At 61.6% G+C, this 26613-nt stretch carries 31 protein-coding genes; 16 read left to right on the plus strand and 15 right to left on the minus strand.

What is annotated here, in order from left to right:
• The first annotated feature begins 65 nt into the window (after positions 1 to 65).
• From uvrB to AC1DXU_RS04305, 3 genes are all read left to right on the plus strand, one after another.
• Positions 66 to 3179, plus strand: coding sequence for an excinuclease ABC subunit UvrB (gene uvrB / locus AC1DXU_RS04295; protein WP_477364769.1), 3114 nt, complete (start codon positions 66 to 68; stop codon positions 3177 to 3179).
• Between the two features lie 368 nt (positions 3180 to 3547).
• Positions 3548 to 5074: an ABC-F family ATP-binding cassette domain-containing protein gene (locus AC1DXU_RS04300; protein WP_477364772.1), complete on the plus strand. Its 1527-nt coding sequence runs from the start codon at positions 3548 to 3550 to the stop codon at positions 5072 to 5074.
• A 149-nt stretch (positions 5075 to 5223) separates the two neighbouring features.
• The gene (locus AC1DXU_RS04305) at positions 5224 to 5397 is read left to right on the plus strand and encodes a hypothetical protein (RefSeq protein WP_477312827.1); all 174 of its coding nucleotides are present in this window, start codon (positions 5224 to 5226) and stop codon (positions 5395 to 5397) included.
• A gap of 49 nt (positions 5398 to 5446) precedes the next feature.
• Here AC1DXU_RS04305 and AC1DXU_RS04310 read toward each other — a convergent pair whose 3' ends face one another.
• Positions 5447 to 6061 carry a glutathione S-transferase family protein gene (locus tag AC1DXU_RS04310; protein WP_477364775.1) on the minus strand — a complete coding sequence of 205 codons (615 nt, stop codon included), beginning with the start codon at positions 6059 to 6061 and terminating at the stop codon, positions 5447 to 5449.
• A 197-nt stretch (positions 6062 to 6258) separates the two neighbouring features.
• Between AC1DXU_RS04310 and AC1DXU_RS04315 the strand changes: the two genes are divergently transcribed.
• Entirely contained in the window at positions 6259 to 6687 is a 429-nt protein-coding gene (locus AC1DXU_RS04315; RefSeq protein WP_477364778.1) for a VOC family protein, read from the plus strand.
• Positions 6688 to 6697: 10 nt separating this feature from the next.
• Entirely contained in the window at positions 6698 to 7051 is a 354-nt protein-coding gene (locus AC1DXU_RS04320) for a DUF1428 domain-containing protein (RefSeq protein ID WP_477364781.1), read from the plus strand.
• Positions 7052 to 7182: 131 nt separating this feature from the next.
• Here the strand turns inward: AC1DXU_RS04320 and AC1DXU_RS04325 are convergent, their stop codons facing one another.
• Together AC1DXU_RS04325 and AC1DXU_RS04330 are read right to left on the minus strand one after the other, a co-directional pair.
• Positions 7183 to 8823, minus strand: a complete 1641-nt coding sequence (locus tag AC1DXU_RS04325) for a tetratricopeptide repeat-containing sulfotransferase family protein (protein ID WP_477364783.1) — start codon at positions 8821 to 8823, stop codon at positions 7183 to 7185.
• A 173-nt stretch (positions 8824 to 8996) separates the two neighbouring features.
• Positions 8997 to 9179, minus strand: coding sequence for a hypothetical protein (locus AC1DXU_RS04330; protein ID WP_477312837.1), 183 nt, complete (start codon positions 9177 to 9179; stop codon positions 8997 to 8999).
• Positions 9180 to 9546: 367 nt separating this feature from the next.
• Between AC1DXU_RS04330 and AC1DXU_RS04335 the strand changes: the two genes are divergently transcribed.
• The 4 genes from AC1DXU_RS04335 to AC1DXU_RS04350 all read left to right on the plus strand — a co-directional run bounded on the left by AC1DXU_RS04335 (position 9547) and on the right by AC1DXU_RS04350 (position 10716).
• The gene (locus tag AC1DXU_RS04335) at positions 9547 to 9813 is read left to right on the plus strand and encodes a hypothetical protein (RefSeq protein WP_477312839.1); all 267 of its coding nucleotides are present in this window, start codon (positions 9547 to 9549) and stop codon (positions 9811 to 9813) included.
• The gene (locus tag AC1DXU_RS04340) at positions 9810 to 10058 is read left to right on the plus strand and encodes a hypothetical protein (RefSeq protein WP_477364786.1); all 249 of its coding nucleotides are present in this window, start codon (positions 9810 to 9812) and stop codon (positions 10056 to 10058) included. The genes AC1DXU_RS04335 and AC1DXU_RS04340 overlap by 4 nt, the downstream gene beginning before the upstream one ends.
• Positions 10059 to 10247: 189 nt before the next feature.
• Entirely contained in the window at positions 10248 to 10382 is a 135-nt protein-coding gene (locus tag AC1DXU_RS04345) for a hypothetical protein (protein ID WP_477245443.1), read from the plus strand.
• Between the two features lie 109 nt (positions 10383 to 10491).
• Positions 10492 to 10716, plus strand: coding sequence for a hypothetical protein (locus AC1DXU_RS04350; RefSeq protein WP_477364789.1), 225 nt, complete (start codon positions 10492 to 10494; stop codon positions 10714 to 10716).
• Between the two features lie 19 nt (positions 10717 to 10735).
• Here the strand turns inward: AC1DXU_RS04350 and AC1DXU_RS04355 are convergent, their stop codons facing one another.
• Positions 10736 to 11143, minus strand: a complete 408-nt coding sequence (locus tag AC1DXU_RS04355; RefSeq protein ID WP_477312845.1) for a Kazal-type serine protease inhibitor family protein — start codon at positions 11141 to 11143, stop codon at positions 10736 to 10738.
• 496 nt (positions 11144 to 11639) lie between these two features.
• Here AC1DXU_RS04355 and AC1DXU_RS04360 point away from each other — a divergent pair, with 496 nt between their 5' ends.
• From AC1DXU_RS04360 to AC1DXU_RS04370, 3 genes are all read left to right on the plus strand, one after another.
• Positions 11640 to 11852 carry a cold-shock protein gene (locus AC1DXU_RS04360; protein WP_006202520.1) on the plus strand — a complete coding sequence of 71 codons (213 nt, stop codon included), beginning with the start codon at positions 11640 to 11642 and terminating at the stop codon, positions 11850 to 11852.
• Between the two features lie 344 nt (positions 11853 to 12196).
• Positions 12197 to 12409 (plus strand): cold-shock protein, encoded by a 213-nt coding sequence (locus tag AC1DXU_RS04365; protein ID WP_013530020.1) that lies wholly within the window; start codon positions 12197 to 12199, stop codon positions 12407 to 12409.
• Between the two features lie 185 nt (positions 12410 to 12594).
• Positions 12595 to 13029, plus strand: a complete 435-nt coding sequence (locus AC1DXU_RS04370; protein WP_477364792.1) for a BA14K family protein — start codon at positions 12595 to 12597, stop codon at positions 13027 to 13029.
• A gap of 171 nt (positions 13030 to 13200) precedes the next feature.
• Here the strand turns inward: AC1DXU_RS04370 and AC1DXU_RS04375 are convergent, their stop codons facing one another.
• The 3 genes from AC1DXU_RS04375 to AC1DXU_RS04385 form a co-directional block, all read right to left on the minus strand.
• Complete coding sequence (locus tag AC1DXU_RS04375) at positions 13201 to 13842, minus strand: MBL fold metallo-hydrolase (RefSeq protein WP_477364795.1); 642 nt, start codon at positions 13840 to 13842, stop codon at positions 13201 to 13203.
• A 241-nt stretch (positions 13843 to 14083) separates the two neighbouring features.
• Positions 14084 to 14401 (minus strand): hypothetical protein, encoded by a 318-nt coding sequence (locus AC1DXU_RS04380; RefSeq protein ID WP_477312851.1) that lies wholly within the window; start codon positions 14399 to 14401, stop codon positions 14084 to 14086.
• A 145-nt stretch (positions 14402 to 14546) separates the two neighbouring features.
• Positions 14547 to 15440 (minus strand): branched-chain amino acid aminotransferase, encoded by an 894-nt coding sequence (locus AC1DXU_RS04385; RefSeq protein WP_477364798.1) that lies wholly within the window; start codon positions 15438 to 15440, stop codon positions 14547 to 14549.
• Positions 15441 to 15689: 249 nt separating this feature from the next.
• Between AC1DXU_RS04385 and AC1DXU_RS04390 the strand changes: the two genes are divergently transcribed.
• Positions 15690 to 16223, plus strand: coding sequence for a MarR family winged helix-turn-helix transcriptional regulator (locus tag AC1DXU_RS04390; protein ID WP_477312855.1), 534 nt, complete (start codon positions 15690 to 15692; stop codon positions 16221 to 16223).
• A complete protein-coding gene (locus AC1DXU_RS04395; RefSeq protein ID WP_477312857.1) occupies positions 16210 to 16929 on the plus strand; it encodes a response regulator in 720 nt (239 codons plus the stop codon). The genes AC1DXU_RS04390 and AC1DXU_RS04395 overlap by 14 nt, the downstream gene beginning before the upstream one ends.
• Before the next feature lie 370 nt (positions 16930 to 17299).
• On the opposite strand, the gene AC1DXU_RS04400 is transcribed toward AC1DXU_RS04395, so the two are convergent.
• The 3 genes from AC1DXU_RS04400 to AC1DXU_RS04410 are packed head-to-tail and all read right to left on the minus strand — an operon-like array spanning position 17300 to position 20502.
• Positions 17300 to 18277 (minus strand): 2-dehydropantoate 2-reductase, encoded by a 978-nt coding sequence (locus AC1DXU_RS04400; RefSeq protein ID WP_477364801.1) that lies wholly within the window; start codon positions 18275 to 18277, stop codon positions 17300 to 17302.
• Complete coding sequence (locus AC1DXU_RS04405) at positions 18274 to 19803, minus strand: acyl--CoA ligase (RefSeq protein WP_477364803.1); 1530 nt, start codon at positions 19801 to 19803, stop codon at positions 18274 to 18276. Before AC1DXU_RS04405 ends, AC1DXU_RS04400 begins: the two co-directional genes overlap by 4 nt.
• A gap of 27 nt (positions 19804 to 19830) precedes the next feature.
• Positions 19831 to 20502: a FadR/GntR family transcriptional regulator gene (locus tag AC1DXU_RS04410; RefSeq protein WP_477364806.1), complete on the minus strand. Its 672-nt coding sequence runs from the start codon at positions 20500 to 20502 to the stop codon at positions 19831 to 19833.
• 360 nt (positions 20503 to 20862) lie between these two features.
• On the opposite strand from AC1DXU_RS04410, the gene AC1DXU_RS04415 reads away from it, so the two are divergent.
• Positions 20863 to 21042, plus strand: a complete 180-nt coding sequence (locus tag AC1DXU_RS04415) for a hypothetical protein (RefSeq protein ID WP_477272743.1) — start codon at positions 20863 to 20865, stop codon at positions 21040 to 21042.
• 137 nt (positions 21043 to 21179) lie between these two features.
• Positions 21180 to 22004: a phosphatase PAP2 family protein gene (locus AC1DXU_RS04420; RefSeq protein ID WP_477364809.1), complete on the plus strand. Its 825-nt coding sequence runs from the start codon at positions 21180 to 21182 to the stop codon at positions 22002 to 22004.
• Between the two features lie 41 nt (positions 22005 to 22045).
• Here AC1DXU_RS04420 and AC1DXU_RS04425 read toward each other — a convergent pair whose 3' ends face one another.
• Genes AC1DXU_RS04425 through AC1DXU_RS04445 form a run of 5 tightly spaced genes read right to left on the minus strand, consistent with a single transcriptional unit; the run spans position 22046 to position 26514 of the window.
• Positions 22046 to 22585 (minus strand): prepilin peptidase, encoded by a 540-nt coding sequence (locus AC1DXU_RS04425; protein ID WP_477364812.1) that lies wholly within the window; start codon positions 22583 to 22585, stop codon positions 22046 to 22048.
• Between the two features lie 9 nt (positions 22586 to 22594).
• Positions 22595 to 23134: a tetratricopeptide repeat protein gene (locus AC1DXU_RS04430; protein ID WP_477364815.1), complete on the minus strand. Its 540-nt coding sequence runs from the start codon at positions 23132 to 23134 to the stop codon at positions 22595 to 22597.
• A gap of 55 nt (positions 23135 to 23189) precedes the next feature.
• Complete coding sequence (locus AC1DXU_RS04435) at positions 23190 to 24140, minus strand: type II secretion system F family protein (protein WP_477364818.1); 951 nt, start codon at positions 24138 to 24140, stop codon at positions 23190 to 23192.
• 17 nt (positions 24141 to 24157) lie between these two features.
• A complete protein-coding gene (locus AC1DXU_RS04440) occupies positions 24158 to 25129 on the minus strand; it encodes a type II secretion system F family protein (RefSeq protein ID WP_477364821.1) in 972 nt (323 codons plus the stop codon).
• Positions 25129 to 26514 carry a CpaF family protein gene (locus AC1DXU_RS04445; protein WP_477364824.1) on the minus strand — a complete coding sequence of 462 codons (1386 nt, stop codon included), beginning with the start codon at positions 26512 to 26514 and terminating at the stop codon, positions 25129 to 25131. The genes AC1DXU_RS04440 and AC1DXU_RS04445 overlap by 1 nt, the downstream gene beginning before the upstream one ends.
• Positions 26515 to 26613 lie beyond the last annotated feature (99 nt).

Genomic DNA, 26613 nt, shown 5'->3' on the forward strand with positions numbered 1-26613 from the left:
TTTCGCCCCGGGCCCTCCGCTACTCGGCTCTTTCCATTTTGGCTGACTCTGCCCATATTCGCGGCATGGCCAAACTTTCCGACAAAAAGACGCCGCCGCCGGCGGGCGACAACAGCGCTTCGCCGCCCAAGCGGCGCAGCCCGCTGACCGATTTCCTCGATGCATCGGAGCCCCTTCACAAGGGCGGCTTTGCCGAGGCGCCGCAGGCCGAATTCACCGGCGCGCCGCTGACCGGCTCGATCGCCGACTGGGCCGAGCAGATCGAGCAGGAAGCCGAGAAGGAAGGACGCCTTTCCGGCAAGGATAGCGGCAGATCGGCGAAGACGGCGAAAAAGATCCCCGAACGCTCCGCCGCCCCGGGCCGCTCGTCGCGCGGTACCTCGATGGGCGGCGCGGCTTCGGCCCGGGAGCGAACCGCGGCCGGCCTCAACCCGGTCGCCGGCCTCGACATTTCGCTGGAAGATGCCGAGACCATGGCCTCCGGCGGTGTGACCGCCACGGTCGCCGCTTTGTCGGCGCTGATCGAATCCGGCAATCCCTTGCACAAGGACGGCGTGCTGTGGACGCCGCACCGCCCTGCCCGTCCGGAAAAATCCGAAGGCGGCATCGCGATCAAGATGGTGTCGGATTTCGAGCCGGCCGGCGACCAGCCGACAGCGATCAAGGACCTTGTCGAGGGCGTCAACGACAATGACCGCACCCAGGTGCTGCTCGGCGTCACCGGCTCCGGCAAAACCTTCACCATGGCCAAGGTGATCGAGGAGACGCAGCGCCCTGCCCTGATCCTGGCGCCCAACAAGACGCTGGCGGCGCAGCTCTATTCCGAGTTCAAGAAATTCTTCCCGGAAAACGCCGTCGAGTATTTCGTCTCCTACTACGATTATTACCAGCCGGAAGCCTACGTCCCGCGCACCGACACCTTCATCGAGAAGGAATCCTCGATCAACGAGCAGATCGACCGCATGCGCCATTCGGCGACGCGCTCGCTGCTCGAGCGCGACGACGTCATCATCGTCGCATCGGTGTCCTGCATTTACGGTATCGGCTCGGTCGAGACCTATACGGCGATGACCTTCCAGATGCAGATCGGCGACCGGCTGGACCAGCGCGCGCTGCTCGCCGACCTCGTCGCCCAGCAATACAAGCGCCAGGACATCAATTTCGTGCGCGGCTCGTTCCGCGTGCGTGGCGATACGATCGAGATCTTTCCGGCCCACCTGGAAGACCGCGCCTGGCGCATTTCGATGTTCGGCGACGAGATCGAGCAGATCACCGAATTCGACCCGCTGACCGGCCAGAAGACCGGTGAGTTGAAAAGCGTCAAGATCTACGCCAACTCGCACTATGTGACGCCGCGCCCGACCCTGAACCAGGCGATCAAGTCGATCAAGGAAGAACTCAAGCACCGGCTTGTGGAACTGGAACGCGCCGGTCGCCTGCTCGAGGCGCAGCGGCTGGAACAGCGCTGCCGCTTCGATCTTGAGATGCTGGAAGCCACCGGTTCCTGCGCCGGCATCGAGAACTATTCGCGCTATCTCACAGGCCGCCAGCCAGGTGATCCGCCCCCGACCTTGTTCGAATACATCCCTGACAATGCGCTGGTCTTCATCGACGAGAGCCACGTCACCGTGCCGCAGATCGGCGGTATGTATCGGGGCGACTTTCGCCGCAAGGCGACGCTGGCCGAGTATGGCTTCCGTCTGCCGTCCTGCATGGACAACCGGCCGCTGCGCTTCGAGGAATGGGACGCGATGCGCCCGCTCTCGGTCGCGGTTTCGGCGACGCCCGGCGGCTGGGAGATGGAACAGTCCGGTGGCGTCTTCGCCGAGCAGGTCATCCGCCCGACCGGGCTGATCGATCCGCCGGTCGAGGTGCGACCGGCCAAGTCCCAGGTCGACGATGTCGTCGGCGAAATCCGTGACACCACCAAGGCCGGTTACCGTACGCTGGTCACCGTGCTGACCAAGCGCATGGCCGAAGACCTGACCGAATATCTGCACGAGCAAGGCGTCCGCGTCCGCTACATGCACTCCGACATCGACACGCTTGAGCGCATCGAGATCCTTAGGGATTTGCGCCTCGGCGCCTTCGACGTGCTGGTCGGCATCAACCTGCTGCGCGAGGGTCTCGACATTCCCGAATGCGGCTTCGTCGCCATTCTCGATGCCGACAAGGAAGGCTTTTTGCGCTCGGAGACTTCGCTGATCCAGACCATCGGCCGCGCCGCCCGAAACGTCGACGGCAAGGTCATCCTCTATGCCGACCAGATCACCGGTTCGATGGAGCGGGCGATGGCCGAGACCAGCCGCCGCCGTGAGAAACAGATGGAGTGGAACGAGGCCAACGGCATCACCCCGGAATCGGTCAAGTCGCGCATCTCCGACATTCTGGATTCGGTCTATGAGAAGGACCACGTCCGCGCCGATATCTCGCAGTTCACCGACAGCGCCGGCGCCATGATGGGCAACAATCTGAAGGCCCATCTCGACGCCATGGACAAGCAGATGCGCGAGGCCGCCACCAATCTCGATTTCGAGAAGGCGGCGCGCATCCGCGACGAGATCAAGCGGCTGCGCGAGATGGAACTCTCCATCTCCGAAGATCCGCTGGCCAAATACGCCGACATGGAAAGCCCTGTCTCGGGCCGCGAGAAGGGCAAGCACAACAAGGGCGTGGCCAAACATCGTACTTCAGAGGAACAGGAGCGTTTCCGCAAGCTCGACGCGGCACAGGCTGCAGAAGAGGCGGCCAAGGCGGCTCGGCCCAACCTCTTCCGCAAACCTGATCTCGACGCCATGGGGCCAGGCACCGACATGCCGACACCGGCCGGTGCGGTATCGCGCTCGCTGTTCAAGAAGCAGTCGGCTGAAGAAGCGCATGGCTCCGATTTCGGCATTCCGGGTGACGCCACCAAGCCGCTGTTCAAGAAGAATTCGCTCGACGAGATGACCGTGCGCCGGACCGAAAAGCCGGTAGAAGGAAAAGTGCCGGTGAAGCCACAGCCGATCTCCCCCCAAGTGGGGGAGATGCCCGGCAGGGCAGAGGGGGGCGCGAAGGATCGGGACGATTCCGCCAAACCAATCATTCGCCAGCGCGCCGGCATCGGCTCCTACGAAGACCCAGGCGACGCCCGCCGCGAGAAGCGCCGACCGGGCAAGACCGGAAGACCGGGACGGTAGCGATCCTTCGCGCCCCCCTCTGTCCTACCGGACATCTCCCCCACAAAGGGGGGAGATTGGCAGCTTCGCCGCTCCGGCCGACCGCCCCTTGCCATCTACCCTACCTCTGGTGTAGCCAGTTCGCACACTCGAACGTCTTGAAAGGAGGGCTCACGTGTTTGATTTTTCTCGTCACCATCGTCAGCGTGGCCCGATTTCTGCCCTGCGAGCTTGCTTGCAGGGCTGACCAGGGACATCACGGGTTTTTCCCGCTTCGATTTTTTGGTCTGCCCTTCGTGGTGCCGCAACGCCGAGCCTGATGGCCAGCACGCGCACCGTCAAAGTGCATCGAACCGGAGTTTGTCTCCGGACAGACCAGAGAAATCACCATGGCCCTGATCAGCCTCAAATCCCTCGGCGTCACCATGAGTGCGCCGCTGTTTTCCAATCTCGACCTCACCATCGGCACTGGCGACCGGCTCGGCATCGTTGCCGCCAACGGTCGTGGCAAGTCCACTTTGCTGAAATGCCTGACCGGCGAGATGGAGCCGACCTCCGGCGACATCACCCGCACCCGCGGCCTGCGTGTTGGCCATGCCGAGCAGTCCGTTTGCCCTGCTCTCCTCGACCATAGCTTTCACCAAGTTGTCGCCGATGTCTTGCCGGCCGAGCAGGCCGAAAGCGAGCTGTGGCGCGTCGACGTGGTGCTGGATTCGCTCGATGTGCCGGAGCCGATGCGCGAACGGCCGATGCGGGCCTTGAGCGGCGGCTGGCAAAGGCTGGCGCTGATCGCGCGCGCCTGGGTCACCGATCCGGATGTGCTGCTGCTCGACGAGCCGACCAACCACCTCGATCTCGCCAGGATCAGCCAGCTGGAAAGCTGGCTGAACGCGCTGCCGCGCGAAGTGCCGGTGGTGATCGCCAGCCACGACCGCGCCTTCCTCGACGCCACCACCAACCGGACGCTGTTCCTGCGCCCGGAACAGTCGCCGGTGTTTGCCCTGCCCTACTCCAGGGCAAGGCAGGCGCTGGACGAGGTCGATGCCTCGACTGAACGCAAATTCCAGCGCGACATGAAGGTGGCGCAGCAATTGCGACGGCAGGCCGCCAAGCTCAACAACATCGGCATCAATTCGGGCAGCGATCTTTTGGTGGTCAAGACCAAGCAGCTCAACCAGCGCGCAGAGCGCCTCGAAGACTCCGCGGCACCGGCACACCGCGAGAAATCGGCGGGCGCGATCAGGCTGGCCAATCGCGGCACCCACGCCAAGGTGCTGATCACGCTCGATGACGCGGCGGTCGAAACGCCCGACGGAACCCTGCTGTTTCGGACCGGCAAGCGTCATATTTGCCAGGGCGACCGTATCGTCCTGCTCGGCCGCAATGGTGTCGGCAAGTCGCGCTTCGTCACCTTGATCCGCAACGCCATCACTGAGCCGGAAACGGTGCCGAACGTGAAGGTGACGCCGTCGACGGTGCTCGGCTACAGCGACCAGGCACTGGCCGGTATCAGCGGTGACGACACGCCGCTGGCGATGGTTTCACGCCGCTACGATGTCGGCGAGCAGCGCGCCCGCTCGCTGCTTGCCGGTGCCGGCGTGGTCATCGAGATGCAGGAGAAAAAGATCGGTGTGCTGTCGGGCGGCCAGAAGGCGCGGCTGATGATGCTGGCGCTCCGGCTCGCCAATCCCAACTTCTATTTGCTCGACGAGCCGACCAACCATCTCGACATTGACGGCCAGGAAGCGCTGGAGGGGGAACTGCTGGCGCATCAGGCAAGCTGCCTGCTCGCCTCGCACGACCGCTCCTTCATCCGCGCCATCGGCAACCGCTTCTGGCTGATTGACAAGCGGAAGCTGACCGAAGTCGAGGCCCCCGAAGATTTCTTCCGCTCGGTGGCCGAAGCGACAGGTTGAAGAACTGCCGGAATGCATGGACCGCCTGGTGTTGCGGCCCATGTTTTCGCATGTCTCGCAAATATTTTCGGCGCTCTGTCGGATCGCTTGAACCCGCCCCGTCCTTGGGATGCCGACACGATGATGCCGGCTTCAAGAGGAGAAGCATCATGTCCATTCTGTCATCCATAGGCCGCGTCGCCACGCGCTACGCACAGAACCGCGCCCGCCATCGCAGCGAGCAGGCGCTGTTGTCCCTGCCGATCGAATTGCGCAAGGACATCGGCTGGCCGGAAATCGTCATCGACGCGCAAAACGGTCCGCGGATCCGCAGGGCTCCCTGACCATGCCCGGGAGAAGCATCGATGCCGGCCGCCATGGGGCGACCGTTGCTCAATCATGCGTGTCGCCCGACAGCGGCGTCGCCTGCATCGATGCGCGCTTTTCAAAAACCTCGAACCAGCGGGTCAGCCGTGCCCGCGCGCGAAACGACGGAAGCTGGCGAAACGCCATCCAGGACAGCGTGGTGGCGAGCGCAATATGGCCGACATGGAGCGGCGCCTCGTCGTCCAGCGCGCTTTCGAGCCAGTCGTAGCTCGCCTCGATCTTTTCCCGGTATCCCTCCTCAAGAGTGGCATAGCGCAGCTGTTCGGGCCGCCTTTCGGTCTCCCAGCGCAAACCTATGCCCGTCTGCGCCAGGCCCTGGGCGACCGCTTGCAGCCGCAACGCCTGCCAGCGCGCCTCGCCGTCTTGTGGCAGCAGCTTGCGGCCGTCATGCAGCGTGTCGAAATAGGCGCAAATGACATCGGAATCGAAGAGCGGCGACGCATCGGGCCGCAATAGCACCGGCACCTTGCCGAGCGGGTTCTCGTCATAGACGCGCGCATTGCGCAAGGTCGGACTGGTCTCGTGATGGATGACCTCGAGCCGATCGGCAATGCCAACCTCATGGGCGAAGACGAGCGCCTTGCGAGCGAAGGGCGAATGGGTCTGGTAGTAGAGGATCATTGTCGCCTCAGGGATGGGAGCAGTCCCCTTTTCTAGCCTGCGGGTCGCGAGGATTGCGCTCTGATTGGGCGCTCCCGATGCAAGTTCATTTCACGCCAAAAAATCGCAGCGGCCATGTAGGATTGCTACCGCCCCGTTCGTCCTAGGGTTCGCAAGGCCAGACCAAACGCCCAGACCAACGCAAAGAGGAGCAAGACATGACCGACCAGACCCCCGTTCAGCCGGCCGCGAAAGTTCTCGGTGGATTGACCCCCTATCTGCAACTGGACGGCGCCTTCAAGGCTGCCGAATTCTACAAGAAGGCGTTTGGCGCCGAGCAGGTGTTCTTCTATCCGCCCGATGAGCAGGGCCGCACCATGCACATCCACCTCCACATCAACGGCTCGACCTTGATGATTTCGGATTTCTATCCCGAAAACGGCATGCCCGCCGTCAAGCCGCAAGGCTACACCATGCAGCTCCATCTCGGCAGCGACGACATCGAAGACTGGTGGAAGCGCGCCGTCGATGCCGGCTGCGAAGTCGCCGTGCCGCTCCAGGTCATGTTCTGGGGCGACCAGTGGGGCAATATGCGCGACCCCTTCGGCGTCGAATGGGCAATGAACGCGCCGGCGAAGCAGGCATAGGAGAGACACCATGTCCTATGTCGATGGTTTCGTACTCGCCGTGCCCAAAGCAAAGCTCGATGACTACAAGAGGCTGGCCAACCTCGCAGGCCCCATATGGATGGAACACGGCGCGCTCGCCTATGTCGAATGTATCGGCGACGACGTTCCCTATGGCGAGCTGACCTCGTTCCCGCGTGCCGTTCAGGCCAAGGACGACGAGATCGTCGTCTTCGCCTGGGTGGTCTATGAATCCAGGCAGAGCCGCGACGCGGTGATGCCCAAGGTGATGGCCGACCCGCGTTTGACACCCGATTGGGGGCCCATGCCCTTCGATATGAAGCGCATGATCTTCGGCGGCTTCCAGCCGTTCGTGGAGCTCTGACGCCAAGCTAGGTCGAGATTGAGGTCAGGCCGAGCCGAGAACGGTTGATACCCGAGAACCGGAGCGGAGCGTACTTGAAGTACGTGAGCACCGGAAGCGCAGGTATCGGCCGTTCGCAGGCCGGCCTCACCTCAATATCGGTCTAGCTTGTCCAGCAGCGGCTTCAGCCGGTCTCCATAGCGCTTCCACAGATCGACCGAGCCTTGATACATCGGCTGGCGCACTTGCGCGGCCGAGGCCGTGCGCACGGGACGGTCGGTCTCGTGGAACGACAGCACGGCATCGTCCCATGGCAGGCCGAGATGGGCCATCAGCGCCCGCGTCTGCCCTTCCTGGTCGGCGACGAAATCCTCGTAGCGCACATCGTGCACGACGCCGGGCAGGACAGTGCGCCAATGCGCCATGATGTCGGTGTAGAGATTGTGGAAGTCGGCAAGCTCGCCGAGATCGTAGCCATAGCGGTGGCTGTCGCCGCGGAAATGCACCTTGTAGATCGAAAGGCATGTCGCCGCCGCATCGCGCGCGCAATGGATGATCTTGGCATTCGGCAGCGTCATGTGGATGAAGCCGATGAGCAGGAAGTTGCCGGGCATCTTGTCGGTGACATGCCTGAAGTCGGGATAGCGGGCGTGCAGCATGTCGAGATAGGCTCGGCCGGCCTCGGCAAAATCCGCGTCGGGTACATCAACCAGTCCCCAAGGGAAGCCGCCGGGCATGGTCGTCGGGAACTGCTTGCCAACCGCGGTCTTCAGGATGCTGAGCTCGCCTGCGCCATAGACCTGCGGATGGCTGGCGATGATCTGTTCGACCAGCGTGGTGCCCGAACGCGGCATGCCGACGACGAAGATCGGCGTGTCGTCGACAATCGGGCTCGGCTTGTGCTTTTCAAAAAAGCCGGCGTCGAACACCGTCTTCATCGCCTCGAATTCGGCGCGCGTCCTGACCGGATCATAGTCGATGCCCTTGCGGCGGATCGCATTGCCCTCGGCGAAATAGTCGAAGGCTCTGTTGTAGTCCTTCAGATCGTCATTGGCCTTGCCGAGACCGAAGGACAGCTGCATGCGCGCCAGGCTGTCGGCGGGCGCCTTGGCATGCTGTGCCTCCATGCCGGTCAGTTCCGCGTCGCGCTCCTTCTGGCGCTTGACCTGCGTCAGCAGCAACCAGCCCTTCGCCATGCCTGGAGCGATCGCCAGCGCCTGGCGCACGAGTTCGGTCGCCTCGGCAAGCTTGCCCTTCTCCATCATGGCGACGCCCAGCCCGTAGAGGAGCTCGGCATCCTTCGGCCGGATCGTCAGCGCCTCGCGGAAGGTCGCCAGTGCCTCATCCAGACGCCCGGCTTCCTGCAGCGTTTCGGCAAGCCCGATGCGCGCACGGACATGGAAGGGATTGCGCCCGACTGTGCCGCGATAGATCGTTTCGGCCTCTTCGAACTGGCCGAGCTGTTTCAACGCGGAACCCAGATTATCGCGTGCCGCGAGCTGGTCGGGCTTGAGATTGACCGCACCGCGGAAAAGATCCACGGCCGCTGCAACGCGACCGAGATCGCGCATCACCGTGCCGAGATTGTTGAGGAAATCGGGATTCTTCGGCTGCAAACGCCCCGACTGCTCGATCAGTTCCAGCCCTTCGGCGCTGCGCCCGATCTGGTGCAGCAGCAGCCCGAGGAAATGCGCCGCAGCAGGGTGATTGGCTTTTTGCGCCAGCACTTGCCGGTACAGCATCTCGGCCTCTTGCCGGCGGCCGGCCTGATGCAGCTGCAACGCCTGCTGCACGCGCTGGTCAAGCCCTAACGGCGGCGGTCCGCCTGAGCCGGAAGTGGCGCCCGCGCCTGCCGGGCTTCTTGGATCTCTGGTGATGGGAAACCTGCCGTGTTTGTCCGCTTGCCGGACCTAAGCCATGACAGACGCAGATTCAAGAGCGGACCAGGACAGGGATCCGGCTCCTGTCAAATCAGGCGGTTGCTTTCGGCAAGCTGGCGCGCGCGCCGCAGCGTTCCGTCGGTGTCGGCGATCGTCCGCCTTGCGGCCTCGTCGCTTCTGATCGTCAGCCGCGCCGAGATGACTTTGATCGGCTTGACGATCGGTTTGATTGTCACTGTGGAGCCGTCCGGGGTTTTTACAGAAATCATGTTTTCTCTTCCTATTCCTAAATAAAACGCAAATGCCAGGACAAATGTTCCGGCGAAATATCAAACAATTTTTGAGAATGCGTCCGCATCCTATCAGCATTCTACAGATAGATATAGCGGGCGATTTTTGCGACAAGATCAGGGATTTACGGAAATCTTCTTGATTTGTCCCGGATTTCGGAATAAAGATTTGAGGTCATTTTTGGGTCAGGCTTGGCATCTCGCGGCGTCAGAGTTCTCGACCCGTCAATCTCATTCCAGATCGCCGACACCCAGATTGCCGATACAGGGGCGCGCCACGCCTCGCGACCATTTCTTTCTTTGAAGAAACCGCTTGCGCGGATTGATAGAACATCGAGGCACTAGAATGTCCGGCCGCACCACCCATTCCATCGCCCACTTCACGGCACCTTTCGTGCTCGGCGGGCTGGAGGGAAAATTGCCGGCCGGCGACTACGACATCGACCACGACGAAGAGCTGATCGACGGCATGTCGTGGCTTGCCTGGCGCCGTGTCGCCACCTTCATCCATCTGCCGGCAAGGACGGTGAAAAGCCCGACCAGCCAGCTCATCGCCATCGACCACGCCGAACTCGAAACAGCGCTTCGGCAAGACCGGGAGAACGCCGCATGATCCGTTTCCAGCAGAATGCACGCCCACGCACCGACACGCCCGCGCATCTCTTCGCAATCGGCCAGACAGTCCGCATGAAGAGCCGCACCGGCCTGGTGCAGAAGACCGCGGAATTGTTCCAGATCAAGAGCATGATGCCGGTCAAGGACGGCTCGCCGCAATACCGCATCCGCAGCGACCAGGAGACCCACGAGCGGGTTACCACCGAAGACAATCTCGAAGCGGCCGACAATCCGGCCGTCTAATGCATGTCGCCCAAAAGTGCGCAGCGGTTTTGGGACAACGACATGCATAAAACAAAGATCTAAAGCGCGTCGAGCGACGCGCTTTGGACCATAGCGGCTCAACAACAAGACAGAGCCCCATCCCGATCCAACGGGGGTGGGTCAGGCTCTCGTCCGCACCTCAACAGACACGCAACGAGGGATCAGAGAATGGCCAAGGGTCAACAGCGCAGCAACCGCGAGACACGCAAGCCCAAGAAGGACAAGGTAGCGGCAAAACCGGCTTCGCCCTTCGGCTCGGCGGTCAAGCAGGCAGAAACCGGACTGAAGCCGAAGTCCAAGTAGCATTTCGGACTGAAGCCAACGGGCGGCTCGTTCCTCGAAGGCGAGAGGCATTGCGGCATGGCTGCCGCGATGCAGGACAGCTAAACGCCTGTCCAACACGGAGGCGCGCTTGAACTTCGTCATCGAGTTCTATCGGTCGCGTGATGCCGACGAGGCGATGCTCGACAAGGTGTCGCTGGAGGCGCCGAATTTGCGCGCCGCCTTGCAAGGCGCAACCGCGCTCTTCCACACTTTGGCCATGCCGCAGATCCCCGACCGCCTGCGCATCTCCGACGAGGATGGCAGCGAGCTTTACGCCGGTCCGGCCGATGGGGCGTATCCCGTAGAGGTGTGAGGCGTGCCCCGCTCACGCCTCAGCAGGGACCATCATCGACGACGTTGTAGTCGGCGGCACGAGCCTCGCATTCGTTCGGGAAGGTGCGCAGTTCGCCATGGCGGCGAGCACAGACGGGCGCGTATTCACGGGTGCAGAATGTCTGCTCCTCGCCGCCGCCGCCACCGCCACCACCGTCGCGGCACTCGCCATCGCGCAGAATGCGATATCCGGCCCGCTCGGCAAGGCAGGCATTGGCGAAGGTCTGGCGATCGCCACCGCGCCGGGCGCAGACCGGCTCATAGTGCTTGGGGCAGAATTGCGGCTCCGGCCTCGGCGGGCGCGGTCCTGGCCCCTCGTCGACCACCACCGTGCAGGCGCCAAGAATTGCCGACAGGAACAAGATGGCAAAGCCCTGTCGCGAGAAGATAGCCGCAAGAAATCTCATGAATATGTCTCCCTCGAGACCCCCCGTCCCGGCGCTAAACGCGCCAGCCAATCCTCGTCATTCCGGTCGCGAATGCAACCCCCGTTTGCGGACCGCCTGCACAGGCAAACGACGCGGTGTGCGTGCTGGCGCCACCTCTGAAGTAGCCGCTTTCCGCCGCTGGACCATGCGTGGCCGGGCTCTGGCCGATGACCGGGGAGAGAGCCGGGTCTATCGATGCGCTGCGTCGGGATGCGCCCATCGGGGTGCCCCGCGGGCCTATCTTGCAACCATCACGTTTCCGTGCGATAAATTTTGTGTTCGGGCATTTGCGACCCGGAGAGCGGAACGTTTTGGACGACCTTTCCCCGATACTGTGAATCTCTGACGGCCCCGTTTTCGGCGGGGGGTTTGACCATGCGCAAATGCATGACTGCCGAAGCAACCACCGGGACTTGCCCACGGCGCCAGGCGGCGGGCAAACCACAAGACTGACACGGGTGAAGGAGTTTCCCCAATGGCCCAGACCGGCACCGTTAAATTCTTCAACGCGACCAAAGGCTTCGGCTTCATCACGCCGGACGGCGGCGCCAAGGATGTGTTCGTCCACATTTCCGCGATCGAGGCTTCGGGCCTGCGCACTCTCGTCGATGGCCAGAAGGTCACCTTCGACGTCGAGCCCGACCGCATGGGCAAGGGTCCGAAGGCGGTCAATCTGCGCGCAGCTTGAACCATTGCGCGTCCGTTCGGACGTGCGAAAGGGCGCTGCAAGACCTTGAGCCGGCTTCCGGAGCCGGACTTGAATTTTTTCGAAGGCGCGACGGTTTTTGTCGCGCCTTTTTCGTGTCCGGCGTGCCTAATGCATGTCGCCCAAAAGTGCGCAGCGGTTTTGGGACAACGAGATGCATCAAAACAAAGACTTAAAGCGCGTTGCCTGAATCCGCTTCAACGCGACGCGCTTTAGCCGCCGCCGCAAAACTTTCTCTTGCCGATAGCGCTAAAATAAAGGACAAATTTCCCTTCGGGCATTTGCCGGCCCGAGACTGGACTTTATGGGATCAAAGGGAGCTTCCCATGCCGCAGACCGGCACCGTCAAATTCTTCAATCATGCCAAAGGCTTCGGCTTCATCACGCCGGACGATGGCGCGAAGGATGTCTTCGTCCATATTTCCGCCGTGCAGGCGTCGGGTCTTCCCGGTCTTGAGGATGGGCAGAAAGTGTCCTTCGACACCGAGCCGGACAAGCGTGGCAAGGGGCCGAAGGCCGTCAACCTTTCGGTCGGCTGAGCCGGCCTGAAAGACAGGACCGAACGGGGTGAGGTCCGCTCTCTGCGAGCGTGCGGTTTTTGTCGCACGCATAGAACCCTGAAAATTTCGTTCAGCCCCCGTTCAGCCACGGTCGCCTATTAATCTTTGGTAAAGCCGGACCGCATCCCCCGAAAACTGCACGGGCCGGCGCGAAGGAGACCAAGATGAATCGCATTTTCAAGACCACCATCCTGTCGGCAGCCATCGCCGCGACCACGTTCGCTACCTTGCCTGCTGCCAATGCCGATGAGTGGCGCCATCACCGGCATCACCACAATGGCGACGCCCTCGCCGCCGGCGTCCTTGGCCTGGCGGCCGGCGCGCTGATCGTTGGCGCGCTCAACAACCCGCAGCCGCGCTACTACGATCCCGGCTACGACGACTACGATGGTTATGCGCGGCCGGCACCGGTACGCCGCTACTACGCACAGCCGCGGGTCATCTATTCGCAGCCGCGTGTCGTGTATGCCGATCGCTACGCCGAGCCTTGGACCCGCGACTGGTACGAATACTGCTCGGATCGTTACCGGACCTTCAACTCCCGCTCGGGAACCTTCACCGGCAATGACGGCGAGCAGCATTTCTGCACCGCCAACTGAGGTGCATGTCGCCCAAAAGTGCGCAGCGGTTTTGGGATAACGACTTGCACAAGGCAGAGCCATAAAGCGCGAAGCGCTTTAGGACATCCCTGCCCCAAAGCAAAAAGCGCTGTCCGCAAGGCCAGCGCTTTTTTCATGCCCGCGGTTGATTTTGCCGTCGAAGCCAAAGCGTCAGGTCAGGAACGGATTGGTCCGCCGCTCCTCGCCAAAACGGCCACCGGGCCCATGGCCACAGATGAAGCCGATGTCGTCGCCGAGCGGCAAAAGCTTCTCCTTGATCGAGGCGATCAGTGCGGCATGGTCGCCACCCGGCAGATCCGTGCGGCCGACCGAGCCGCGAAACAGCACGTCGCCGACATGGGCGAACTTCGCCGCGCGGTTGTAGTAGACGACATGGCCGGGCGCGTGGCCTGGACAATGAAGCACCTCGAACACATGCTGACCGAACGACACAGTTTCGCCTTCGGTGAGAAACCGGTCGGGCACGCAGTTGCGCACCGGATCGGTGATGCCGAAGCGCTTGGCCTGGTTCTCGAGATTGGCCAGCAGCGGCTTGTCTGCTTCGTGCGGACCGATGATCTCGACGCCGAGCGCCTCCTTCAGATCCATCGCACCGCCGGCATGATCAATATGGCCATGCGTGATCCAGATCGCGCCCGCGGTGATCGCATTGTCCTTCAGCACCGACAGCACCTTGTCGATATCGCCGCCCGGATCGACGACGACGCCACGCTTGTCGTCCATGTCGAACAGGATGGTGCAATTCTGCTGGAAGGGTGTGACCGGCACGATGCCGGCATTGAGCTGCCCCATGGTGGTCCTTTCGCTAGAGCAATTCCAGGAAAAGTGTGAAACGGTTTTCCGTCCGGAATTGCGTCAAAACAAAGAGATAGAGCGGTTCGGCGTTTCCGTGAAACGATGAACCGGTCTGTGTCATCTCCGATGTAGAGACAGAGGCGAAAGCCGTCCACCGCCAAAAGGCGGCCGGCAAGTGGCCCAAAAATATAAATGGGCGGCCGGAGCCGCCCATGCGAGAAGCCTGAAACGTTTAGGCTTATTTCTTCATCGCACCCATGACCGCACCGATGATGCCGGTCAGGATAGCGCCGCCGCCGGCACCGCCAACGATGTTGTTGAGGTTCAACGCGCTGCCCAACCCGCCGGTTGCCGCCGCGGCCGCTGCCGGATCGACCGCACCACCGCCGAGCAAGCTGCCGAGGATAGCCGCGCCGCCGACGCCGCCAATGGCACCGCCGAGGATTTTGGGCAGCTGTCCCAGAGCCGCGTTCTTGAGCGCAACACCGATCGCCTGACCACCGATGACACCCGTAATCACCTGAATAATGATCGGAAGAAGCGTGTTCATGTCCATATTACCAGTCCCTCCATAACTGCCAGCCTCCCGGGCCGACACCATCATGAGACGCCGAATTAGACGAAAGTCAAATGCACAGATGCTGAAATAAAAGGGGCGGCCTCAAAACCGCCCCTGCTTGACTAAAAAGCTGTGACTTACGCTATTCTGCGGCGATCGCATGCTTGGGTTGCACTGCGGCCGAGTAGTCGTTCATCAGTGTTTTGGCGATTTCGCCGACCTCGAATCGGTAGGGCCCGACCTCCGAAACCGGCGTCACTTCAGCCGCCGTTCCGGTCAGGAAGCACTGCTGGAAGCCTTCGAGCTCGTCCGGCATGATGGCACGCTCTATCACCTCGATGCCGCGGTCCTTGGCAAGGCCGATGACCGTGCGGCGGGTGATGCCGTCGAGGAAGCAATCGGGCGTGGGCGTATGGATCTTGCCGTCCTTGACGAAGAAGATGTTGGCGCCCGTCGCTTCCGCGACCAGGCCGCGCCAGTCGAGCATCATGGCGTCGGCATAGCCCTTGGCTTCGGCGGCATGCTTGGACATGGTGCAGATCATGTAGAGGCCCGAGGCCTTCGACTTGGACGGCGCGGTGCGCGGATCGGGCCGGCGCCATTCCGCCAGATCGAGACGGATGCCTTTGAGCTTCTGCGCCGGATCGAAGTAGCTCGGCCACTGCCATATGGCGATGGCGCAGTTGATCCGATTGTTCTGCGCCGCAACGCCCATCTGCTCGCTGCCGCGCCAGGCGATCGGCCTGACATAGGCGTCCTGGAACCCCTGCTTCTTCAAAAGCGTGGTGGAGGCTTCGTTGAGCTCGGCCACCGAGTAGGGAATCTTGTAGCCGAGCAGGTGTGCCGATTCATGCAGGCGCTCGGTATGCTCGTTGAGCTTGAAAATCTCGCCGCCATAGGCGCGCTCGCCCTCGAAGACGGCGCCGGCATAGTGCAGGCCGTGAGTCAGCACGTGGATCTTGGCGTCGCCCCATTTGACGAACTCGCCGTTCATCCAGATAAAGCCGTCCAGCTGGTCGAAGGGAACGGATGCCATGGAAACCTCCCGCGAGCGGCCGCCCGCACATCATTTTTTCGTTGCGTGTTTCGTCTCAGCCGCGCCGGGCAGCCGCTGTCTCAAAGCGTAGGCGGATATTTGAGGGTTGGCAAACTCAGGAAGTTCCGGAAAAACGGCTTCCCCTTGCCTTTTCGTTCGCAATCCACCGAAAAGCTTGTCAAAAATTACCATTGCCGGGAAATTACGTCAATAGTACTGACATAATTTCCTGCTTCGCATGGAGAAAAGATGACGGATCGAAGCCCAGCTGCCGGAAAACCGATCAGGACGGCGATCACCGACGAGGACGGCATCGACTTCGCCATCATCGAATTGTTCTTCTTCGCCTATCGCGACTTTACCTCCGATCCGGATCAGATCCTGGCCAACTATGGTTTCGGCCGCGCCCACCACCGCGTCCTGCATTTCGTCAATCGCCGGCCGGGCCTGACGGTGGCCGAGCTGCTGGACGTGCTCAAGATCACCAAGCAGAGCCTGGCGCGCGTGCTCAAGCAGCTGATCGACACCGATCATATCGTCCAGTTGCAAGGCCCTCGCGACCGCCGCCAGCGCGAACTCTACCCGACGGCCAAGGGCCGTGCGCTGGCGCTGGCGCTGGCACGGCCACAGTCGCGCCGCATCCGTGCGGCATTGGAGGATTCCGGAACCACCGAACGCAACTTGATCGAACGTTTCCTGGAAGCGATGGTCAATCCGGAACTAAGAGCGCAGATCGACATTGTGCCTGCGAACGCATCGGGGAAAAGCCATGGAGACCATTGAGAGGGTTGATCAACCGGCAGCACCGGACGATGACGCACCGCATCTGCTTGTGGTCGATGACGACACCCGCATCCGCAACCTGCTCAAGCAGTATCTGACCGAGAACGGCTTTCGCGTCACCGTCGCCGGCAATTCCGGCGAAGCCAGGCGGAAGCTTGTCGGTCTCGATTTCGATCTGATCGTGCTCGACGTCATGATGCCAGGCGAAAGCGGCGTTGATCTCACCAAGGCGCTGCGGGCCGAGAAGAACGTGCCGATCCTGATGCTCACCGCGCTGTCCGAAACCGACAGCCGCATCACCGGGCTCGAGGCCGGCGCCGACGATTATCTGCCGAAGCCTTTCGACCCGCGCGAACTGATCCTGCGCATCAACAACATCCTGCGCCGTGGCGGCCCGGCGACGACGCCCAAGGTCGAGCAACTGGTCTTCGGTCCCTACACGTTCCAGATCGCCCGGCGCGAGCTGAAGCGCGGCGGCGAGGCGCTGAAGCTGACCGACCGCGAGCAGGAGATCCTGGCGATTTTCGCCGCACGCGCCGGCGAAACCATCCCGCGCCATGAATTGGTCGGCGACGATTCGGAAGTCGGCGAGCGCACCATCGATGTCCAGATCAACCGGCTACGCCGCAAGATCGAGCGCGATCCGTCCAATCCGGTCTGGCTGCAGACCGTGCGCGGTATTGGCTATCGGCTCAGTGTGGAATAGCCGCTTCCCATCTATGCGTTCTCAACGGCTTACGGGAAAAATTGTCAAACCATGCCGCTTGGTTTGACAGTTTTTGTTCCTGCTCCGTGTTCAGCGATGGCATTTATCGCCTCATGCGCCAGACGCCAAATTCAACGCCGCCCTTCAGAGTGCGAGCGCCGACGGGACATTGGCAAAATTGTCGACCAAGTGGTTCGGCGCTGACATTGCGCCCAAGAAATAGGAAGCAAAGCGGAAGCGGCTTCGCCCACTTCCGTCATCACATGCTGCAGATGCTGGCAGCGATGCCATCGGCTGGTTCGCGATAGCTTATGGCGACCTCTGATCCCACAGTCATTCAACCAGCCGCATTCGGCGGCGGTCGCCCGTTCTACGGGTAGGCGCCGGCAATGTTGGCGCGCTGGCGCACCAGAGCCAGCACGGTGTCTATCGTGGGTGTTGCGACGCCGACAATGCGGCCCAGTTCCGCAACCGCTGCGACCACGGCGTCGATCTCCATCTGCCTGCCGCGTTCGAGATCCTGGAGCATCGATGTCTTGTGCTCGCCGATGGCGGCTGCGCCATCGATGCGCCGCTCAACTGATATCGGCATCGTCACGCCGAGCGCGTTAGCAACCTTCTCCGCTTCTGTCATGATCGAGAGCGCCAGGCGACGCGTATCGGCATCACCGCAGATGCGCGCCAGCGTGGCTCCCGTCAGCGCGCTGATCGGATTGAAAGCGACATTGCCCCACAGCTTTACCCAGATCTCGGTGCGGATATCGGCCTTGACGGGAGCCTTCAGACCAGACCCGATCAACGCCTTGCTGAACGCTTTCACGCGTTCTGTCGCGACGCCCGAAGGCTCGCCAAGGCTGAACCGGTCGCCAGAAACATGCTGGACGACGCCGGGCTCGACCACTTCGGCCGCCGGATAGACGACGCAGCCTATGACCCGGTCGGCGCCAATGCCGCGCTCCTGAACCCTGCCCGGATCGACGGATTGCAGGACATGACCATGCCACGGACCATCGAGACCGTGAAAATACCACCACGGCACGCCATTGACCGCCATCACCACGCTGGTCGCCGGCCCGAGCAATGGCTGCATGCGCTCGACGACGGCGGCAACGGCCGGCGCTTTCAGCGCAACGACGACAACGTCCTGTTCGCCAGCCTCGACGGGATTTTCATACGCCGCAACGTGCACGGTCGAGGACGTGTCCCCTTCGACAAGGCGCAGACCATTGGTCTGCATTGCCTGCAAATGCGGCCCGCGCGCGATCAACGTCACCTCATGGCCAGCCTTCGCCAGTCGGGCGCCCATCAAGCCACCGATGGCACCGGCGCCATAGATGCAGATTCTCATCGCGCTATCCCCAGCCGTTCCGCAAGCCCGATCCGCTGCAGTTTGCCCGTCGGCCCTTTCGGTATCTCTTCCAGGAAAACGACGCGGCGCGGAACCTTGAACGGCGCCAGCCTGGCGGCGACGAATTCGCGCAACTCGCTCTCGGATGCGGACGCGCCTTCGCGCAGCACCACGGCGGCGGCAACCTCCTCGCCAAGCTTTTCGCTCGGCATGCCAAAGGTCAGCGCCTGAAGCACGGCCGGGTGTTCGGCAATGACGTCGTCCACCTCGCGCGGCGAGATCTTTTCGCCGCCGCGATTGATGATCTCCTTGAGACGGCCGCTGATGGTGAGATAGCCCTGCTCGTCGAGGTGGCCGAGGTCGCCGGTGCGAAACCAGCCGCCGCGAAAGGCCTCGGCATTGGCTTCCGGCCGATTCTCGTATCCCCCCGTCACATTCGGCCCGCGAATGACGATCTCGCCGGGCTGACCCGGTGCCGCTAGATCTCCAGAAGCGTCGAGGATTGCCACCTCGGGGCCGGCGGCGATACCGACAGAACCCGGTTTGCGCGCCGACGGCGGCAATGGGTTGCTGGTCATCTGGTGCGCCGCTTCCGTCATGCCGTAGGATTCGATGACCGGACAGGCAAAGGTCTGCTCAAGCTCGCCGATCAGAACGGGTGACATCGGCGCGGACGAAGAGCGGATGAGCCGCAGCCTGTGCCGCTCCATCACCTCACGGTTGCGCTCGGCCCGGCCCAGTATCGCCTGATGCATGGAGGGGACGGCGCTGTACCAGGTGGCGGTCGACTCATCCAGCCAACCGAAGAAGCGCAGCGCATTGAAGCCGCCGCCACAATAGACGCTGGCGCCGGCAGCGATCGACGACAGCAACGCCCCGACCAGGCCATGAATGTGGAACAGAGGCATGATTACCAGCCCGCGATCAGCCTGGGTCAACGACAATGTGCGGGCGATGTTGCGCGCCGAGGTCGTCAGGTTGAGATGGCTGAGCGGCACGATCTTGGGTTTTGACGTCGTTCCGGAGGTGTGCAGCACCAATGCGATATCCGAAGGCGCCGCGTCGGCATCTGCTGCCGGCGCGCCGGTCGTCTGTTCAACCATCAGATCGAACGAACCGGCCGGCTCGTCATTCAGAGGCCGTAGTTCGACAATCGCCACGCCGCTCGCGAGCGCTGCCGCACGCGCCGGCGTCTCGGAACCTTCAAGCACCACCAAAGCCTTGGCGCCGAGGTCGTTCAGGTAATAGTCGAACTCCTCCATACGATAGCTTGGATTGAGCGGCGCGGCCGTAGCCGCCGACGCAATCGCCAGAAAGGCGCTCGCCAGCTCGGCACTGTCCGGCATGACGATCGCCACGCGATCGCCAGGAACAATGCCCGCCTTTCGAAACACGGCCGCAGCCGACGCGATCCGGTCAGTAAGCCCGCCATAAGTCAGCGGGGCGCGTCCGGGAGCGAGGATCGCAAGAGACGCGGGATCGTGCGCGGCGACAAGCACCGGAATTGTAGAGGTCGCGGATGTCATGAATGGTCCTCGCTTGTCGTGATGGGTTCAGCTGGCGCTGCCAAAAAGGCCACTGCGCACGGATTCCAGATGGCGCCGCATCGCCTGTGCGGCGGCTTCAGGGTTACGCGCCGCAATGGCGTCGACATAAGCGCGGTGTTCGCCGCGATAGACAGCGAGGCGCTCCTGCGTCAGCGTTTCGTGCCGCAGCCGCGACCATTGCGGCTGGGCACGAATGGCGTTGAAGGCCTCGTAGATCGACAGCAGAAGCACATTGTGGGCGGCTTCCGCGACCGCCCTGTGCAGTCGCGCATCCCACAGCTCCCAGGTCTCGACATCCTTTGCCACCTGGCTCTTGGCGAGGAGATGATGCAGTTCGGCAATCTCGGCTGCCGTTGCCCGCGTCGCGGCGAGCCGGGCCAGCGATGGCTCGACCAATATTCGCGCTTCCATCAGTTCGTTCGGACTGGTGTGGGGCGCGACCAATGGCGCCGGCCCCGCAGGGCGGTGCGGGCGCGCTCCAACGAAAGTACCTTGCCCGACATGGCGCCAGATCCTGCCTTCAGCCTCGAGCACATCGAGGCCTTCGCGCAACGCGCTGCGACTGAGATCGAGCTGCTGGCAAAGATCGCGCTCGGCCGGAAGCCTGCTGGCTTCGGGAAAAGCAGCGCCGTCGATCAGTTCGAGTAGTTTTGCGATGGCGCGCTCTCGACGCCTCATCTGATACCTTTTAAAATTGGTTTCAACTGAGTGTTAAAAATTACCACCGCTAGCAAAGTTTACTAGCCTGAAATTTGATACCAATTCTATATTGGCTCGAAATCGACTTGGCACTCGTGCAGTAGCCGCGCCTCGATAAACCCGAGCCGGTCCCGCGGATCGACGGGACCTGTTCCGGCTCCAGGCAGACGGATCCAGCCAGCGCTTGATGCCGTTCTACAGGGCCGAAAAGGACGCGCTGAAGCGCGCAGGTCGAGGACTCGACGTCAGGGTTTCGCGGGGGGGGGCGGACCTGATGAAGGAAGTTGGTTGCGTTTTGGTGCAGCCAGTCGCATTCTGCGGGCGGGAGCGGGGTCTGATTTGGGCTTTCTCAAGGGTCTTTTCATTGTAGCACTTGCTGGCGCGATCAGCGCAGGTGCTGTTGCGCTCATCGAACGCCTGGTGCTTGAGCCCCCAAGGCCGACAGTCTCCGGCGAACCACCACCTCTCCCCATCGTCAAGAAGAAGCCGGTGCGGCAATGGAAATGGCGCCTGACCTAGCCCTGGAGCGACCGCGCTTCTCTGCCTCCGCAAAGCTCGCAGTGTTCTGCCTCTGCTATGCCGGGCTCGCGGCCTACCTTTATCCGGACACCTATTTTGCGGCGCTGGGTACCTACAGGCTGAGGCTTCTCTACCTCATGCTGCCCTTCCTGATACTGCTCGGGCTCGCCTTTGCAGCCATCATCAACCGGCCGCACTCCCCACTCAGCTGGTTGCGGGACAGGCTGAAGTCACGAGGCATCGGAGCGACGTGCACGCTTGGAATCTTCATTCTTTGTCTGGCTGCATTCACAACCTTCAAGCACGAATTCTCGCAGATGGTGCCGTTCTTCGCCGATGAAATCCTGGCGAGGATCGACACCGCCCTACATTTCGGCGACCCTTGGCAATGGGTGCGTGCTCTGCCAATTCCGGCCTTTGCCGATCGGGCGCTTTATATTCTATATTCCCATCTGTGGTTTGTTCTGCTTGCCGGCACCGTCGTCGTAGCAGCTTGGCTTGACGATGCTTTGAAGCGTCAGCGCTACTTCCTGTCGCTCACCGTCGTGGTGATTGTTCTGGGCGTGATCGTGCGGTTGGCCGCGTCCTCGGCCGGGCCGATCTTCTACGACTGGATGTTTGCGTCTGACAGGTTCGGAGACCTCATGGCGTCGCTAAGGGCGAGCAATGCCGGCCCCGACATCCTCCTGATCGCCGACTATCTTTATTCGTCCTACACGACCCATAAGGCGTCGATCGGCACTGGAATTTCGGCAATGCCGAGTTTCCATGTTGCCATCGCTGTCCTGAACGCCCTTTTCCTCTGGAACCTCAACCGATGGGCCGGCTTGATCGCCTGGATCTACGCAGGCCTTATCATGTTCGGCTCGATCTACTTCGGATGGCACTACGCCACCGACGGCTATCTGGCGATCGTCGCAACTGTGATGATCTGGCGATACTGCGGGCGATGGGTACGGTAATTGGCCGTCGAAGACCGAACCGCGTATGGCCATGCCAAGAGTTAGTTAAGCTGCTGCAGAACTCCAGAACTGCTGGCCATCACCCAACTCCCGTATATTTGGAAGGCAATAGCGCCAATGGCGGCTGCCGAAATCGGCACGCCGAAAGGCACGACGCCCTTGCGGTCCATGTGCTGGACATAGACGCGAAACGCGCCTGCTGGCAGCAGAAACGGGTTTTTAACCACCACAGCCATGGCCACGGCGAACACCATCAGCAGCAGAGAAAACACGACGAGACCGGTTCCGCCGGTCAGGAACGGGATGACGGCCATCAGCTTGACGTCGCCAGCGCCGACCTTGCGCAAGATCCAGAACGGAAAGAGTACGACAAACAGCAGCAGGCCGGCAAGCGCGCTCAGTTCCATGTCCCACCACGATCCGGACTGAAAGGCAAACAACAGCAGTGAGCCCACGGCTAGGCAAAGCAACAACAGCACGTTGCTGTTGGATATCTTCTGGGTGGTGAAGTCGAGCCACGCGATCTTCGCAAGCAGAGGGATCGCCAACGCCTTCAGCAGCAGCGAAGCAGCAAACAACATAGAGGCGCTCTACCGCTCGACGTTCTGCACGCTGGACGACAGCAGCTTCAAATTGTTGGCCACGGTCGGATCATTGGGCGCCAGCTCGTAGGCCTTGAGGAAATTGCTGCGCGCGTCCTGCAGCTTACCGCGCAGCAGATAGGAATAGCCGACATTGTTGTAATATTCAGGCGTCGCGCCAACCAGCTTGAAGGCACGGCCATAGGCCCGGTCAGCAAGGTCGAAGCGATGGATTCGGTCGCAGGAGGCGGCTAGTCCCATCCAGGCATTGCCATCATTAGGGGCAAGTTGCGTCGCCTTGAAGAACAGTGCGCCAGCGTTGCCGTAATTTTCCGCGCGGAACTGATTCTTGGCTTCGGCAACGGCCTGGTCCGAGGCGTAGTATTCGACATCGCTGACCGTCTTCAGCCCATCGAACGCATCGCCAAAAGACGTCACGTCGCCCTTGGAAGGCTCATTGGTGCGAACGACACCGTCGGTGGCGTCCGTCTGACAGCCGGCAATCGCCATGATCAACAGGCCGGCTGCGGCCGCATTTTGCCATCTCATATAGCTTCCCCTAGGGGTTCCCCGACATCACATTAGAATCAAAGCGTATGCATAACTAGAAGAAAATGCCCCTCATCCGGATGATTACAGGCAGCAGAATCACCATAATCACAACTGGAAAAACGCAAAGTCCCAAAGGGACCATCATTTTGACCGGCAGGGAATTGGCGCGCTCCTCGGCGAGCAGGATTCGCTGGCTGCGCATCTCGTCGCTGTAAACCCGCAAAGCGTCGGTCAGGCTGGTGCCAAGTTCTTCCGACTGCCTGAAAAGCACCGCCAAAGCCCGTGCCTCTTCAAGTCCCAAGCGGTCGGCGAGTTCCCGCAACGCCTCCCGCAACGGCTTGCCGGCGCGCATTTGCAGATTCATGATCGCAAGTTGAATGCCCAGCCATTTGTGGGTGCCCGCCAGTTCCTGGCTGACACGCTCGACAGCCGCCTCCAGGCTCATGCCGGCATCGGCGCAGGTGATCATCATATCCATGAAGTCAGGAAAGCCGCGTCGGTAAAGCTGCTTTTGTCCATTTTCAAAGCGGTCGAGCATGATGCTTGGAATCACCAGGCAGGCGAGGCCGAACAGAGCGGAGCCGACGTAAGGTATGAAACCCGGCAAATATGGCGGCAGTACCCGCGACAGAATCGCATAGCAACCCAGGAAGCCCAGGCACACCGCACTGAGCCGCGACAAGGTGTAGATCACCGGCGCGCCGGCTTGATAGAAGCCGGCGCGGAAAAGCTTGGCCTCCAGCGCATTTGGTTCCCCGCGCTCCTTCTCGACAGTTCGGAAATAAGCTTGGATCGGACGTTGGGCAGCGATCTTCGCAAGCTGCTCCTGTCCCAGCAGAGACCGGCGATTGGGAATCCCTTCGGCAATCAGGCTCTGCGTCACCAGTTTTCGCGTCTGCAGCGCCGGCAGCATGATGAGCGCTCCGAAAAGGAAAAGCGCTACCGCGGTCAGAAAGACCGCAATGGAGATGAGTAGACTCAGGTCCTGCAAGTTCGCGAACAAATCCGTGCTTCGCCCCGTTAGATATCAAAGTTGACCATACGATACATGATGAAGTCGCCCAACAGCGCCCAAACTCCAAAAATCGTGAACGCAGGCAATATCAGCGGATTGTTCCAGACTGTTCCATAGTAGGAGGGCGCCGTGACCAGAAGGATCAGGAACATCACCACAGGAAACAAGGATATGATCCAGGCCGACATTCGGCCTTCAGCCGTAAGCGCTTTGATCTTCATGCGAAGCTTTTGCCGTTCACGCAGGACCCCCGAAAGATTGGCCAGGATTTCCGTGAGGTTGCCACCGGTTTTGGATTGGATCGAGAGTGACACCGACAGCAAATGCAACCCCTCGAAGCCGACCCGCTCCGACAGCTTTCGCACCGCCTGTTCCAGGCTGAGACCGAAAGTGATCTCGTCGGACACGATGCCGAATTCGGTTCCTATCGGGTCAGGCATCTCACGCGATACCAAGCTGATTGCCACCGATGCCGGGTGGCCGGCCCTGAGCGACCGCACGATCATGTCGAGAGCGTCGGGAAGTTGCCGGGCGAATTTGAGGATTCTTTTGTTGCGCGCTCGCCGCAGAACCAGCAACGGTAGCGCGAAGCCGATGACGAGAAAGGCGATGAACCCGATAACCATCTGCAGGTTGAAGACCAGTGTAGCGACAAGCCCCACAACCAGTCCCGCAAGCAGGAAGATCACTGCAAAGAGGATTGGATTCCCAGTGGTGCCTGACTGCGTATAAAGCCTGTTTAGACCTATTGCTCCAAAAAGGTAGTCGCCGGTGGAGGTCAGGCCTCGCTCGCGCAGAAGACCTTGCAGGGTCTGTTCCGCCGGCGCCTCCTCTCCGAGCCGTTTGAGCCGGCGATTGATAACACCGAGCCTTACACGCCGCGCCGAGTACGACACGTAGAGAGACTCTACCGCAAGGATCACCGAGGCGGCCGCCAGCACGTAGATGAAATAAAGCAAGGTCTGACCGGTCAGCATTACAGCGCAACCTGCGGATTGAAGGCATCCTTCGCAAAATGATGCCCCAGCGTCGCCGCCTCCTGGGCAAAGCGCGGACGAACACCGGTTGCCCGGAAATCGCCGATGATTGTACCGTCAGCGCCGACATCGCGCCGAACAAAATGGTAGATTTCCTGGAGCTGAACGACATTGCCTTCCATGCCGGTCAGTTCCGATATGGAGATGACCCGCCTGCCGCCATCGGAAAGGCGCTGCGTCTGCACGATGATGTCGATGGCCGAGGCGATCTGCGCCCGGATGGACTCATGGGTCATCGGCATGCCGGCCATACCGACCATCTGCTCGAGCCGAGATATGGCGTCACGCGGCGTGTTGGCATGGATGGTGGTCATCGAGCCTTCATGGCCGGTGTTCATGGCCTGCAGCATGTCGAAGGCTTCCTCGCCGCGAACCTCGCCGACGATGATGCGGTCCGGCCGCATGCGCAGCGCATTCTTCAGCAATTCGCGCTGGCGAACCTCGCCCTTGCCTTCGATGTTGGGCGGGCGCGTCTCCAGCCGGCCGACATGCGGCTGCTGCAATTGCAGCTCCGCCGCATCCTCGATGGTGATCAGGCGCTCCTTGGCTGGGATGTAGCTCGACAGCGCGTTGAGCAAAGTCGTCTTGCCGCTGCCGGTGCCGCCCGAAACCAGGATCGACTTCCGCGCCTGCACGGCGATCCGCAGCAGATCGACCATCGGCGGGCGGATCGAATTGAACGCCATCAGGCGCTCGAGCGAATAGGGATTCTTGGAGAATTTGCGGATCGACACCAGCGGGCCATCCACCGAGATCGGCCGCACCGCGATATTGACGCGTGATCCGTCCGCGAGGCGCGCATCGACCATCGGCGCGGATTCATCGACGCGGCGGCCGATCGCCGAGACGATCTTGTTGATGATACGCAGCAGGTGCGCCTCGTCGCGAAAACGGATCGAGGTTTCCTCGATCACGCCACGGCGCTCGATGAACACCCGGTTATGGGTGTTGATCAGAATGTCTGCGATCGAATCGTCCTTGAGCAGCGGCTCAATCGGTCCGAGCCCCAGCATCTCGTCCGCGGTATCGCTGGTCAATTGATCGAGTTCACGGGCGTTCAGCGGCACGTTTCGCTGGCGAACGAACTCGCGCACAATTGGCCTGATCTCGTTCAGAATTTCGTCCTTGGAGGCGCTTTCAAGGGCGGTCAGATTGAACCGGTCGATGAGATGGCGGTGAAGCTCGACCTTCAGCGTCAGAAAATCATCGCCATACGGTTCAGCCTCTGCCACCGGAACGACTACCGCTCCATTCGACGCCGGCACGACGGCTGTCGGCTGCACCGCCCGCGGCTCATTCGGTCCCTTTATGAAGCGGCCTAACATGTCGTTCGAGCCCCCGAGATTCCCCAAGGTTGGAAACTAAGCGTTAACCACGCAGGGCACAAGCGCCGAGCGCGGCGGCGAAGACCTAATACTTACAAC

Source organism: Mesorhizobium sp. P3_A10 (assembly GCF_056403175.1).